Consider the following 13,001-nt stretch of genomic DNA (forward strand, 5'->3'; position numbering starts at 1 on the left):
AGCCATACTTATAAGAAAAACAAAAAAATGAACTTACACAATCAAATAAAACAACTGATCATCGATTGCTTAGATCTAGAAGATGTCACTGTCGATGATATCGAAACCGATGCAGCCTTATTTGGTGACGGTCTAGGCTTAGACTCGATCGATGCACTCGAATTAGGCTTGGCCATTAAGAAAGAATTTGATATCAAAATTGAAGCAAATTCTGATGCGACTACTGCACACTTTTTCAGTGTTGCTAGCTTAGCTAGCTTTATTGAATCTCAACGTGTTTAGGAGCCTGCATGCAAAATCGTGAACAAATTCTCGAAATGCTTAGCGCCATTTTAGTTGAAGATTTTGAAATAGATGCGGCCGATATCACTCTAGAAGCTTCTTTGTATAAAGACCTTGATTTAGATAGTATTGATGCGGTTGATTTGGTGATTAAATTGCAACAGCGTACCGGTAGAAAAATTCAACCTGAGGCATTTAAAACCGTTCGCACAGTCGATGATGTCGTGAACGCCATTGAAGGATTAATTAAAAGCTAATGCGGTTAATCCTGCAGATTATTACTACTTTGGTCATTATTGCTTATCCTTTAGCAGTGTACTTTGGATTGCAGTATTTACCACCGGGCACCATTGCTTTGCTGCTTTGTTTGTTATTATTGATGCGGTTTATGGTCACTAAGCAACAAGTAAAATCCATGACACTGCCAATACTGATTGGCATCGGATTAACCGCAGCCAGTTTTATTGCTCAGCGTAACGACTGGTTACTATACTATCCGGTGGTGATAAACCTGAGTATGTTAGGATTATTTGGTTACTCACTGATTAATGGCCCAAGTATGATTGAGCGCTTAGCACGCTTAAAAGAGCCTGATTTACCAGACTCTGCTATTCCATACTTACAAACCATTACCAAACTTTGGTGTGGGTTATTTATTGTTAATGGTGCAGTGGCGACCTATACCGCCATAGCAACAAGCATTGAAATATGGACACTTTACAACGGACTGATCGCCTATCTGTTTATGGGTATGCTACTCAGTGGTGAATGGATTTATCGTCGTTTTTGGTTGAAAAAACATGAATAAGCTTTTACTCAATTGGTTATCCACAGGGCCTGCCTCACAGCAGCTGATAAGCTTTGACCATCATGACATCATGACGGGATCATTGTTTTGCGCGCACGTTGCCCACCTCCATGCTCAACTGACCCAAAGTGCTGCTAAGCGTTGGTTGCTTGCAGCCAAGCACAGCGACTTATTTGCCGCAGGCTTATGCGCGGCCTTGTTAGCCGGTAAACAAGTAATATTACCCGCCAACACCCAAAGTGGTACCTTGAGTCAACTCAACCACGAATTTGATGCCATTATTGCCGACACGCCCTTATGTGAAGTGGGTGAGTATATTGCGCTCAAAAAAGAATTAAGTTTACCCGCAGCGACATGGCCTAAATCAGAATCATTAGGTGAATTAATCTTATTCACCTCTGGTAGTAGCGGCCAGCCCAAAGCCGTCAAAAAAACGCTGCAGCAACTCGATGCCGAAGTCAGTATTCTTGAACAAACCTTTGCCGAACATTTACCTCATTGCTCGGTGGTATCGACGGTTTCGCATCAACACATCTACGGTTTATTATTTAAAGTTCTGTGGCCTTTGGCCGCGAGCCGAGCTTTCTTAAGTGAACAAATCGACTTTCCAGAAACCCTAAGCTACTACCTGGCCATCATGCCAAATTTGTGTTTGATCAGTAGCCCCGCTCAATTGACTCGCTTACCTGATGCGCTTGATAACCAAAAGCAACAACGTATTCCAAGCTTAATTTTCAGTTCTGGTGGACCATTAAATTTTGATGCTGCCCAAGCGGTTAAGCAATGTTTTTATCAATTGCCCATCGAAATATTTGGCAGTACTGAGACCGGCGGTATAGCCTATCGACGCCAGCAGCAACCACTGCAACCATGGCAAGCCTTTACCCAAGTCAAAATTGATATAGATCCCCAAGACGGGGCTTTGATGTTGCAGTCAGTTTATTTAGACAATCAGGCCCAGTGGCTGAGGTGCGATGATAAAATTGAACTGTTAACTGATGGCCAGTTCCGTTTATTACATCGCCTTGATCGCATTGTGAAAATTGAAGAAAAACGTTTGTCATTAGCCCAAGTGGAGTATTTACTGCAAACCCATCCTTTTGTTCGCGAAGCGGCCGTCACGGTATTAGAACAACCGCGTACCATGTTAGGTGCGGCAATATGCTTAAGCGAATTAGGCCTAAAAACACTCGAAGCGGAAGGGAAATTAGCGCTCAATAATGCGTTGAAAAACCACTTACTAAGCCAGTTTGAGCGCATCACCTTACCAAGACGCTGGCGTTATCCTGCACACTTACCACTCAACAGCCAAGGCAAGCGTACTCAAGCAGAAATTATAGCCTTATTTAGTCATGATTAAGTCAGAATTACCCCATATTGTTAGCCATCAAGGCGGTAACAATCTCTATCAATGGCGTTTATTTGTTAGCGCAGATTTAGCCTTTTTTAATGGTCATTTTCCTCAGCAAGCCGTATTGCCTGGGGTTACCCAATTGGATTGGGCGGTCAAACTTGGCTGTGAGGCATTTGGTTATTCAGCCACTATTGCCACATTAGAAGTGCTTAAGTTTCAACAACTCATATTACCCGACACCTATGTTGATTTGGTGATTGAACATCAAGTCCAAAAAGCAAAACTGATTTTCAGTTATCGCGATCAAGATAAACGTTTCTCTTCTGGGCGCATTGTGGTCAAACCCGCGTTGGTAACTGCTGCGCCGACTGCCATTGAGAGTAACCCATGAAATTGACCTTGGTTATCCCCAACTACAATCATCATATCGCCATTGAACAAACCCTAACCAAGTTGGCAAAATTCAACCTGACCTGTTATCTAGTTGATGATGGTAGCCAAGATGAAACCCGCTATGTATTGCAAGCTATGGCGGACAAATTTAGCTGGGTAACCCTCATCAGCCATCCTTTTAATCGCGGTAAAGGTGCGGCAGTGACCAGCGGTCTGCGCCAAGCTTACCGCGATGGTTTCACCCATGCATTACAGGTTGATGCCGATGGGCAGCATAATTTAGACGATATTCCGTTAATGATATCGAGCTGCGAACAGCACCCACAGGCATTAATATCTGGCCAGCCGATTTATGATGAGTCCGTGCCTAAAGGCCGTTTATACGGGCGTTACCTCACCCATTTGTGGGTATGGATTGAAACCTTGAGTTTTGACATTCAAGATTCTATGTGTGGTTTTCGGGTCTATCCATTAGCGGCTACTGAACAGTTATTAAGTCAGCAAGCTTTGGGTGAGCGGATGGATTTTGATATTGAAATTATGGTCAGACTGCACTGGCAGGGTACGCCAGTCATTCATGTGCCAACTAAAGTGATCTATCCTGAAGATGGCATCAGTCACTTCCAAGGCGTGCAAGATAATGTGCGGATCAGCTGGATGCACACCCGGTTATTTTTTGGCATGCTCGCTCGCCTGCCGCGCATTATCAGCAAACAGCTTTTACAGCAAAAAGATCCGCCACCAGATCAAGCTCAGTCGCAAAAACATTGGTCGACAATGACAGAGCGTGGCAGTTTTTGGGGCATCAAACTGTTAGCTGAATGCTATCGTCTTGGCGGGCATTGGCTGTGCCGGGCAATGATGTATCCGGTAATTTGTTATTTTTTCATAACGGGATCGACGGCTCGACACGCATCATTGGATTTTTTACGCCGCGTTCAACAGCTACAACCTCATCACCCTAATCTCAGTAGCGAGGTTAATTGGCGCGATAGCCTTAAACATTTCTTTGCCTTTGGCAATGCCGCCCTCGATAGAATGGATGCTTGGTGCGACCGAATTAATCTAGAGCAAGTCGACTTTAACGACCGAAAAATACTCGCAGACCAAGTGGCCACAGGTCGAGGTGCAGTATTGATTGTGTCGCATTTAGGCAATATGGAATTGTGTCGCGCTATCTCTGTCCACCAGCAAAAGGTGAAAGTGAATGTGATGGTGCTAACCCAACACGCTGAAAATTTTAACAAGGTACTGCAGCAGCTTAATCCACAAAGTAGTCTTAACTTAATCCATGTCAATGAGCTTGATCCCAGTACCGCCATGTTACTGCAGCAAAAAATTGATCAAGGTGAAATGGTGGTTATTGCCGCGGACCGCACCTCGTCTAGCAGCCAAGGTCGCGTCACCTATTTGCCCTTTTTAGGCCAAGATGCTGCGTTTCCACAAGGGCCATTTATTTTAGCAAGCTTACTCGACTGCCCTGTTTACAGCTTATTTTGTATTCGCCAGCATGGGCGTTATCAAGTACATGTAGAACATCTAAGCGACAGCTTAAAAGGTCCACGAGCAGGCAGAATTGAACGCTTAACCGACGCCATGAGCCAATATAGCCAACGCTTAGCGCACTTTGCCCTACAGGCTCCGATACAATGGTTTAACTTTTTCGATTTTTGGCGTAGAGATGAATTGATTACTCGTCCTGTTTCACGCCCAGGTACAGCACCTAATTTAAGTACTGCGCCTAGTTCAAGTACAGCTCCTCGTTCAAATACAGCACCTAGTTCAAGTACTGTACCCAATAACAGCACAACGTCACCCCGTCAGGATAACTAATTCAATGAGCCACACTTCTTCACCGTCATCAACCGCCAATAGCACAGTGCATTTAGGCCAAAGCTATCTTAGTCTTGAGCAAGTAGTGGCTATCGCCAAAGGCGCCGCGGTCAAACTGGCTGATACTGCCGACTATGTTGAATATATCCAAAAAGGCGCTCGCTTTATTGACAGCCTGCTGCATGAAGAGGGTGTGGTATATGGTGTCACCACAGGTTACGGCGACTCATGTACCGTGAATGTCAGCCTAGACTTAGTTCACGAATTACCACTGCACTTAACCCGGTTTCATGGTTGTGGTTTAGGCGATGTATTTAGCCCAATGCAAGCCCGCGCCATTATGGCTTGCCGCTTAAACTCCTTGGCTATGGGCAAGTCAGGTGTGAGTTATCTACTGCTGCAACGCATCGAATGGCTATTAAACAATGATATTACTCCGGTGATCCCTCAAGAAGGCTCGGTCGGCGCCAGCGGTGATTTAACCCCATTATCTTATCTTGCTGCTGTATTGGTTGGCGAACGAGAAGTGATGTTCCAAGGTAAACGTCAAGCGACCAAAGATGTTTATCTCAAATTCGGTATGGTGCCATTGACCTTGCGCCCTAAAGAAGGCCTAGCCTTAATGAATGGCACTGCGGTGATGACTGCGCTAGCGTGTTTAGCCTTCGATAGATCCCAGTACTTAACCCGTTTATCAAGCCGAATTACGGCCATGGCGTCGTTAACGCTCAAGGGTAACGCAAACCATTTTGATGATATTTTATTTGCCGCCAAGCCCCACCCAGGACAAAACCAGATAGCCAGTTGGATCCGTGAAGACTTAAATCATCATGTGCACCCTCGTAACTCAGATCGTTTACAAGACCGCTATTCAATTCGCTGTGCGCCGCACATTATTGGCGTACTGCAAGATGCCCTGCCCTTTATGCGCCAATTTATTGAAACCGAACTCAATAGTGCCAACGACAATCCTATTGTCGATGCTGAAGGTGAACATATCCTCCATGGCGGTCACTTTTATGGCGGCCACATCGCGTTTGCCATGGATGCGATGAAAAATGCCGTGGCCAATATAGCCGACTTAATTGATCGCCAAATGGCCTTAGTCATGGACCCTAAATTTAATAATGGTTTACCGGCTAATTTGTCTGCTGCAGAAGGCGAACGCCGCGCCATTAACCATGGTTTTAAAGCGGTACAAATTGGCGTATCCGCTTGGACTGCTGAAGCGTTAAAAAACACTATGCCCGCCAGCGTGTTTTCACGTTCAACTGAATGCCATAATCAAGATAAAGTGAGTATGGGGACTATTGCCGCACGTGATTGCATGCGGATACTGCAACTCACAGAGCAAGTCGCCGCCGCAGCATTATTGGCCATGAGCCAGGGGATCCAATTGCGTATAATGCAGCAAGAACTCGATGCAAGTTCATTAACCCCCTCTTTGGCCACTACTTTAGCCCAAGTCAGCGAAGATTTTGAACTGCTTACCGAAGACCGCCCCCTAGAAGCGGTACTGCGTCAAACTGTCGAAAAAATTCAATTAGGTCAGTGGGAGGTATGCTAAATGAAAGGATTATTACTCACCGAAATGGAAATGGTGATCCCGTTTCACGATGTCGATTCGATGGGCATCACTTGGCATGGCAATTATTTGCGCTACTTTGAAGTGGTGCGCTGCCTATTGCTGGATAAACTCGGTTATAACTATCGCACTATGCAAGAGTCCGGTTATGCGTGGCCCATTGTCGATGTGCAAGTAAAGTATGTTAAAAGCAGCACCTTTGACCAAAAAATCAAAGTCATTGCGGCCATTGTTGAGTGGGAAAATCGCCTACGTATTAATTATCAAGTTTTCGATGCCCAAACCAATGTGCGGATCACTAAAGGCTATACTATTCAGGCAGCCGTTGAGATTGCCACCCAAGAATTATGCTTTGTCACCCCAGAAGTGTTCCTGCAAAAAATTCGCCCATTACTTGATACGAGCCAAGCTTAATGAATACTCGCAAAGGAATGTTTGCTCGGGTCAGTCGTCTCGTTATACTGCTCTGTTTGCATATTGGCATTGTCTCGGCCAATGAACGTCCACCAGCAAGCAACAATCAAACACTTACTCCAGAGCTGACACAAGCAAAGCCCCAACCTCTGACTCAAGCTCTGACCAAAGAGCAATTAGCTGATATTCATACTTTGTACAGTCAACCAGCCACCACAGAAGCCCTCAGGGCTTTAGCTCAGCAATTGAATTTACAACTTGATACTAGAGGGCAGTTTATTCAACTGCGCCACTTACAAGTGCTAAAAAAGCCCTTACTCAGCCAAGGGCAATTTATTTTTAGTCCGGCGCAGGGATTAGTATGGCAACAACAGCGGCCGTTCAGCACCTTAATGGTGTTAAAAGATCAGCAGTTGATCCAGCAAAACAGCCAAGGCAAGGTGCAACAACTTAACGCTGCGGTCAGTAGCAACCCCATCGCGCAGCAATTACCGCATTTATTACAAGCCATTATGGCGGGCGATATCGATGCTTTAAGTGCTGATTTCGCCTTGTTTATGCCAGCAAAAACGCCAAAAAATGCGTCATGGCAACTCGGCTTGCAAGCCAAAGATCCTCAAGTGCAAGCGTCCATGGGCAACATAACCCTCAGTGGCGACACCCAGTTACGCTCATTAATCATGACAAGTAGCCAGGCGGATATTCGCGACTATACCCAAATTCAATTTATCGACCCCCAGCAAGGGCCGCTCAGTGCAAGCGAACTGGCGCTTTTTAGCCTTGGCAATGAGTCCGTTCAATAATGATACCAAGATCGCTTGGCGCCATATTATCGCCCATTGGGCGGTTTGCCTTATGGATAGTATTGCTGCTGGCAATGTTAGCCACAGGCGTTGTGCAATGGCAGCAAGGCGCGCATATTCAGACTGACATTTTGGCTATGCTGCCGCATTTACAACAAGATAAGCTCACCGAAACAGCATTAAACAAGGTAGAACAGCAACTCGCTAATCAAGTGTACATTGCCGTTATTGCCAACAACGACAGCCAAGCTATCAGCGCAGCCAAGCAACTGATGATCTCCCTAGAACAACAGACTCAACAGCCCTTTACCGCCATTCGTAGCGGCGCGGATGATCATCTGCAAGATTTGGCTAAAGTGTATTTCGAACATCGTTTTGGCTTACTGACGCCTGAACAAGCACACGCCATTGAAACAGGCCATTGGCGCCAATTGCTTAACGCTGCCCAAAGCCAACTTTATAGCGCATTTGGTTTTGCTAACAGTCAACTGCTCAGCAATGATCCTTTATTGATGTTTCCGGCTAACTTGCTGGCGTTATCGCCCAACAGTGCGCTGCGCAGCCAACAAGGGGTTTTACTGACCGATACCGTAGACGGTGTAGCTGCGATTGTCATGGCCAAAGGCCGTGATAGTGCTTTTAGCCCGACCGCTCAGCAAATGCAAATGCAAGCATTAGAATCTGCGTTTAGCCAAATTAATCAGCACTATCCCGAGGTGAGCTTTCTCAAGGCTGGGGCACTTTTTCATGCCATTGCTGCCACAGAATCAGCCAAACAAGAAATCAGCCGCATTGGCTTAATTTCCATGTTGGGGATTATCTTATTAGTCTGGTTGGCCTTTCGATCTATGATGCCGTTATTTGCCGCGCTACTGACCTTAACCTCTGGGGTGGTGTTTGCGTTTGTCGCCACCTTAAGTTTTTTTGGTGAGCTGCATTTACTGACACTGGTATTTGGCACCAGCTTAATTGGTGTAGCCATTGATTACAGCTTCCACTTTTACTGCGAAAAACAAGCTCACCCCAATGACAACGCCAGTGACACATTAACGCGTATTTTCCCTGCGCTCACCCTCGCCCTTGTTACCAGTGTCAGTGCCTTTGTCGCCATAGGGTTTACGCCATTCCCGGGGATGCAACAAGTGGCGGTATTTTGCGCCGCGGGGTTAATGGGTGCTTACCTAACCTTGTTACTGGTGTTTCCATTGCTGGGCAACCATGGGCTTAAACCCACCCGCGGATTAACCCTAGCCCAAGGTTATCTGACCGTATTGCAACGCACTTTTATACCGAGTCGATTGTGGCAAAAAGTCGCTATCGCGGCACTGCTGATTGGTTTAACGGCTATATTATTTTTTGGCTTATCACAAGCTGACACCGACGATGATATTCGCCAATTACAGCAAAGCCCTGCAGCCATCACCAGCGAAGAAAACCAGCTCAGACAGCTGCTCAGCGGTGGTACAGACAACCAATTTATTTTGGTCAGCGGCCACAACGAACAAGCATTATTGCAAACATTAGAGCAACTGGTACCCGTACTTGATAAGGCCGTTGCCGATGGCGAGTTAGCCCAGGCCATTAGCCTGAGTCGCTTTATGCCCAGCATTGCCCGCCAGCGCCACGATTATCAATTACAACAACAGCTCTATCAGCAACATTTAGATGAAATCATCACCGAGATGGGCCTAAATGACAGCATAAAGACCAGCTTGCTTGCACAACTCGACCAAGCTACAACACAATGGTTAACGCCAAAAAGGGTGTTAGCCCAAGCTAATGATGATTTACATGCCCTATGGCTTGGCGCAATATCGACCACAGACAACACCGAGCAATATGGTGCTATTGTGTTGCTAGGTGGCATACACTCGTTAGTGTCCCTCGAGCAACGACTCACTGACCAAAACTGGTCTTTAGGCCAAGTGCGTTTAATCGATAAAGTCGGGGATATATCGGCTTTAATGGGCAAGTATCGCCAACTGACATTACAGCTATTAGTGTGGGTATTTGTGTTAGCAAGCCTACTGTTTAGCATTAAATATGGCATTAAGCTGGCGTTAGCCATCGTGGCGGTACCGGCATTATCAGTACTGCTCACCCTCGCGTGTTTAGGGCTTGTCGGCTCGAGCATCAGTTTGTTTCACGCATTAGCACTTATTTTGGTGTTAGGGATCGGGATTGATTACAGCCTGTTTTTTGCCGAGGCGAAACACACCAGTCGCGGTGTGATGATGGCAATCTTTATGTCAGCCTGTTCAACGCTATTGGCTTTTGGTTTACTGGCGCTCAGTCAAACTAATGCGATTCACTTTTTTGGATTAACACTTCTTTTTGGGATCAGTTTTGCATTCTTACTGGCACCGTTTATTTCATTTATCACTAGGAAAACACTGTAAATGTTAAGCAGTCAAACACATACAGTCAGCAACATGGACGTCGACGTTGCCATCATTGGCGCAGGCCCTTCAGGCGCTATTGCTGCAAGCCTATTACGCCAGCAAGGTCATCAGGTTATTGTTATTGAAAAACAGCATTTTCCACGTTTTTCAATTGGCGAAAGCTTACTGCCTTGTTGCATGCAGTTTCTCGAACAAGCCGGCATGTTAGAAGCGGTTAATCAGGCTGGATTTCAGTTTAAAAATGGCGCCGCATTTCGCCACCAAGGTCGCTATACTACTTTTGATTTTAATGACAAATTTACCCCTGGCCCAAGCACTACCTTTCAGGTTCAGCGGGCTGATTTTGATAAACTATTGGCAGACACAGCAATCGGTCAAGGGGTCGATATTCGTTTTGGTCATCGAGTCGATAATATTGATCTTACTGAAAACCCTCGCTTAACGGTAACGAATGAACAAGGTCAGCAATATCAAGTTAACGCTAAATTTGTGCTTGATGCCAGTGGTTTTGGTCGAGTACTACCACGATTGTTGAACCTAGAACAGCCGTCAAACCTGCCGCCTCGAAGTGCTATTTTTACCCACATTGAAGACAACATCAGCGATCCCAGCTTTGATCGTAATAAGATCCTCATTAGCGTTCACCCAAAGCATAAGGATATTTGGTACTGGTTAATCCCTTTTAACCATAACCGTTGCTCCATTGGGGTGGTGGCGGAGCCTCATTTACTGCAACATTTATCCGGTACCCTAGAACAACAACTGTTAGCGATAGTGAATGAAGAACCAGAGCTACAACGCTTACTAGCTAACGCTAATATTGTTCAACCTTGCGCTACATTGAAAGGTTATTCGGCCAATGTCACCACCTTAGCAACCAACAAGTTTGCTTTGCTGGGCAACGCTGGAGAATTCCTTGACCCGGTATTTTCATCAGGGGTAACGATTGCAATGCAGTCAGCATCAATGGCAGTAGCCAGTGTAAATAAGCAACTTAACGGTCAAACCGTTGACTGGAATACCGAGTACACAGAGCCATTAATGCAAGGGGTAAACACCTTTAGAACCTATGTCCAAGCTTGGTATGATGGACGTTTTCAAGATGTCATTTTCTATCAACAAGCCAACAGCAAGATTAAACAAATGATTTGCTCAATTTTAGCGGGCTACGCTTGGGACATGAGTAATCCGTTTGTGAAAGAGTCTGAGCGACGCCTCAACACCATTGTCGAGTTATGTCAGGAGCCCAATATTGCTTAACCTATTCGAGCATTTTATTGATTTATTATCACGCCGTATTGTGGCCCTGCTTCTACTAAGCTTATTAACCGCTTGCAGCCAGCAAATCGTGCGGCAAACTTGTGTCCCTCTCACGGGTGAAGCACAATATTGCTTAAGTCCAACCTCGACAGTATTAACTGATGCTCATCAAGAGATTAATTTAACTCAAATGGTTAACTTTACCCGTGGGCAAGATAGCCATGAGTTATTAACCCAGCTTGAACTCAACCCACAACGGATGACGTTAGTAGGATTAGCGCCTCTTGGGCAAGCGCTATTCACACTAGTGTACGATGGGCAAACCCTACAAAGTCAGCAAAGTCTGTTATTGGGTGAGCAGTTTAAAGCGGAATATTTAATGGCGATAATGCAGATAATTTACTGGCCAACGGAGCAAGTCAATCGCCACTTAAGTGGCGGTGAATTAATGATTAAACCTTGTAATATGGGGCTATGTAAGCAACTGCTGGATGCTGATGGCGAGTTAATGCGGTTAACGTATAGCAATATAGATCCATGGTTGGCGCAAGTGAACGTTGACATCGACGCCGCTGATATTCACATAAAAATCACCCCAATTGAATAGTCAGAGCTCTACCCTAGTCATAAACAGACAGTAATAAATAGGCAATAAAACCAAGTATGAATAGTCGCATAGCAATAACTCACATCGGATTGTGTACACCTCTGGGGAACTCGCCAGAAGAGGTGCTGCCACGCCTCATTAAGGGTGATATCAGTGCCATGCAATGGCGCGATAATCTATTGTTCAATGCCCCTACCATAGTGGGTTGCATCGATGAGACACGCTTAATCGATATTGCTGATCATTTAAGTCTGTTTACGTGTCGTAATAATCGCTTATTAAATACCGCGGCACAACAACTCGTCCCTGCGATAGCACAAGCCAAACAACGTTTTGGGGCAGATCGTATTGGGGTGGTGTTAGGCACAAGCACCTCGGGTATTTCCAAAGGTGAAGCCGCGTTAAAATACCAACTTGAACATGGGCATTTTCCCCCGAGCTACCATTACTCGCAACAGGAATTGGGCAGTACCAGTGATTATCTAAAGCAGTTATTTGCACTCTCTGGCCCTTGTTATACCGTCTCGACTGCGTGTTCATCGAGCGCCAAAGTGTTTGCCAGTGCACAGCGATTACTCAATGCAGATCTCTGCGATATGGTGATTGTTGGCGGCGTAGACAGTTTGTGTCAGTTAACCGTTAATGGCTTTGCCGCATTAGAATCCATATCCAAAGGCCATTGTAATCCGTTCAGTCGCCATCGAGATGGAATTAACATTGGTGAAGGCGCGGCGTTATTTACCTTAGAACGTGGTCAAAGTGAGGTGATGTTGGCCGGGGTTGGTGAGTCTGCCGATGCACATCATATTTCGGCACCACACCCAGAAGGAACAGGCGCGATTGCCGCCATGCAACAAGCCTTAACCGCGGCGAATATTTCGCCGCAGCAAATTGATTATGTCAATCTACATGGCACCGCTACCCCTAAAAATGATGCGATGGAATCACGAGCCATAACAGCGGTATTTAGCCAATCATTACCCCCATGCAGTTCAACCAAACCGCTTACCGGTCATACCTTAGGGGCTGCGGGTGCGATTGAGGCCGCTTTTTGCTATTTATTATTAAGTCCACTTAATGATAGCAAGCGCCTACCACCTCATATCTGGGATGGTCAGTTTGATGATAACGACCCGCACATTGCGCTGGTCAATGCCAACAGTAATACTGGGTTAAGTCAGCTCAATTTCATTATGAGTAATTCATTTGCCTTTGGTGGCAGTAATGCCAGCCTGATTTTTTGTCGAAAGGATGCCTAGT

At 45.6% G+C, this 13,001-nt stretch carries 13 protein-coding genes; all 13 read left to right on the forward strand.

All coding sequences use genetic code 11. The annotated features are described in order from the left end of the window. The first annotated feature begins 27 nt into the window (after positions 1–27). Genes CXF80_RS11990 through CXF80_RS12050 form a run of 13 tightly spaced genes read left to right on the forward strand, consistent with a single transcriptional unit; the run spans position 28 to position 13,000 of the window. Positions 28–282: a phosphopantetheine-binding protein gene (locus CXF80_RS11990; RefSeq protein ID WP_101033081.1), complete on the forward strand. Its 255-nt coding sequence runs from the start codon at positions 28–30 to the stop codon at positions 280–282. An 8-nt stretch (positions 283–290) separates the two neighbouring features. Beyond that, on the forward strand, positions 291–539 hold the full coding sequence (locus tag CXF80_RS11995; protein ID WP_101033082.1) for an acyl carrier protein: 249 nt from the start codon (positions 291–293) through the stop codon (positions 537–539). Beyond that, a complete protein-coding gene (locus CXF80_RS12000; RefSeq protein ID WP_101033083.1) occupies positions 539–1,090 on the forward strand; it encodes a hypothetical protein in 552 nt (183 codons plus the stop codon). Before CXF80_RS11995 ends, CXF80_RS12000 begins: the two co-directional genes overlap by 1 nt. Continuing rightward, a complete protein-coding gene (locus CXF80_RS12005) occupies positions 1,083–2,450 on the forward strand; it encodes an AMP-binding protein (protein ID WP_101033084.1) in 1,368 nt (455 codons plus the stop codon). The genes CXF80_RS12000 and CXF80_RS12005 overlap by 8 nt, the downstream gene beginning before the upstream one ends. Further along, positions 2,443–2,835, forward strand: coding sequence for an ApeI family dehydratase (locus CXF80_RS12010; protein WP_101033085.1), 393 nt, complete (start codon positions 2,443–2,445; stop codon positions 2,833–2,835). The genes CXF80_RS12005 and CXF80_RS12010 overlap by 8 nt, the downstream gene beginning before the upstream one ends. Continuing rightward, complete coding sequence (locus tag CXF80_RS12015) at positions 2,832–4,670, forward strand: glycosyltransferase family 2 protein (RefSeq protein WP_101033086.1); 1,839 nt, start codon at positions 2,832–2,834, stop codon at positions 4,668–4,670. The genes CXF80_RS12010 and CXF80_RS12015 overlap by 4 nt, the downstream gene beginning before the upstream one ends. 4 nt (positions 4,671–4,674) lie before the next feature. Beyond that, a complete protein-coding gene (locus CXF80_RS12020) occupies positions 4,675–6,237 on the forward strand; it encodes an HAL/PAL/TAL family ammonia-lyase (protein ID WP_101033087.1) in 1,563 nt (520 codons plus the stop codon). Then, positions 6,238–6,669: an acyl-CoA thioesterase gene (locus CXF80_RS12025; RefSeq protein WP_101033088.1), complete on the forward strand. Its 432-nt coding sequence runs from the start codon at positions 6,238–6,240 to the stop codon at positions 6,667–6,669. Next, positions 6,669–7,472, forward strand: a complete 804-nt coding sequence (locus CXF80_RS12030; protein WP_101033089.1) for an outer membrane lipoprotein carrier protein LolA — start codon at positions 6,669–6,671, stop codon at positions 7,470–7,472. The genes CXF80_RS12025 and CXF80_RS12030 overlap by 1 nt, the downstream gene beginning before the upstream one ends. Continuing rightward, entirely contained in the window at positions 7,472–9,871 is a 2,400-nt protein-coding gene (locus CXF80_RS12035) for an MMPL family transporter (protein WP_101033090.1), read from the forward strand. Before CXF80_RS12030 ends, CXF80_RS12035 begins: the two co-directional genes overlap by 1 nt. Next, a complete protein-coding gene (locus CXF80_RS12040) occupies positions 9,872–11,134 on the forward strand; it encodes an NAD(P)/FAD-dependent oxidoreductase (protein ID WP_101033091.1) in 1,263 nt (420 codons plus the stop codon). Beyond that, positions 11,127–11,741 carry a DUF3261 domain-containing protein gene (locus CXF80_RS12045; RefSeq protein ID WP_232772091.1) on the forward strand — a complete coding sequence of 205 codons (615 nt, stop codon included), beginning with the start codon at positions 11,127–11,129 and terminating at the stop codon, positions 11,739–11,741. Before CXF80_RS12040 ends, CXF80_RS12045 begins: the two co-directional genes overlap by 8 nt. Positions 11,742–11,797: 56 nt before the next feature. Continuing rightward, the gene (locus CXF80_RS12050) at positions 11,798–13,000 is read left to right on the forward strand and encodes a beta-ketoacyl-[acyl-carrier-protein] synthase family protein (RefSeq protein ID WP_101033092.1); all 1,203 of its coding nucleotides are present in this window, start codon (positions 11,798–11,800) and stop codon (positions 12,998–13,000) included. The last annotated feature ends 1 nt before the right edge of the window (position 13,001 follow it).

The sequence above is a fragment of the Shewanella sp. Actino-trap-3 genome (assembly GCF_002836275.1).
Taxonomy (GTDB): domain Bacteria; phylum Pseudomonadota; class Gammaproteobacteria; order Enterobacterales; family Shewanellaceae; genus Shewanella; species Shewanella psychromarinicola.

Bases quoted from the DNA above. Each gene is read 5' to 3' on its own strand.
- CXF80_RS12030 (WP_101033089.1), top strand. From the start codon at position 6,669: ATGAATACTCGCAAAGGAATGTTTGCTCGGGTCAGTCGTCTCGTTATA.
- CXF80_RS12035 (WP_101033090.1), top strand. From the start codon at position 7,472: ATGATACCAAGATCGCTTGGCGCCATATTATCGCCCATTGGGCGGTTT.
- CXF80_RS11990 (WP_101033081.1), top strand. From the start codon at position 28: ATGAACTTACACAATCAAATAAAACAACTGATCATCGATTGCTTAGAT.
- CXF80_RS12025 (WP_101033088.1), top strand. From the start codon at position 6,238: ATGAAAGGATTATTACTCACCGAAATGGAAATGGTGATCCCGTTTCAC.
- CXF80_RS12050 (WP_101033092.1), top strand. From the start codon at position 11,798: ATGAATAGTCGCATAGCAATAACTCACATCGGATTGTGTACACCTCTG.
- CXF80_RS12010 (WP_101033085.1), top strand. From the start codon at position 2,443: ATGATTAAGTCAGAATTACCCCATATTGTTAGCCATCAAGGCGGTAAC.
- CXF80_RS11995 (WP_101033082.1), top strand. From the start codon at position 291: ATGCAAAATCGTGAACAAATTCTCGAAATGCTTAGCGCCATTTTAGTT.
- CXF80_RS12015 (WP_101033086.1), top strand. From the start codon at position 2,832: ATGAAATTGACCTTGGTTATCCCCAACTACAATCATCATATCGCCATT.
- CXF80_RS12005 (WP_101033084.1), top strand. From the start codon at position 1,083: ATGAATAAGCTTTTACTCAATTGGTTATCCACAGGGCCTGCCTCACAG.
- CXF80_RS12040 (WP_101033091.1), top strand. From the start codon at position 9,872: ATGTTAAGCAGTCAAACACATACAGTCAGCAACATGGACGTCGACGTT.
- CXF80_RS12020 (WP_101033087.1), top strand. From the start codon at position 4,675: ATGAGCCACACTTCTTCACCGTCATCAACCGCCAATAGCACAGTGCAT.
- CXF80_RS12000 (WP_101033083.1), top strand. From the start codon at position 539: ATGCGGTTAATCCTGCAGATTATTACTACTTTGGTCATTATTGCTTAT.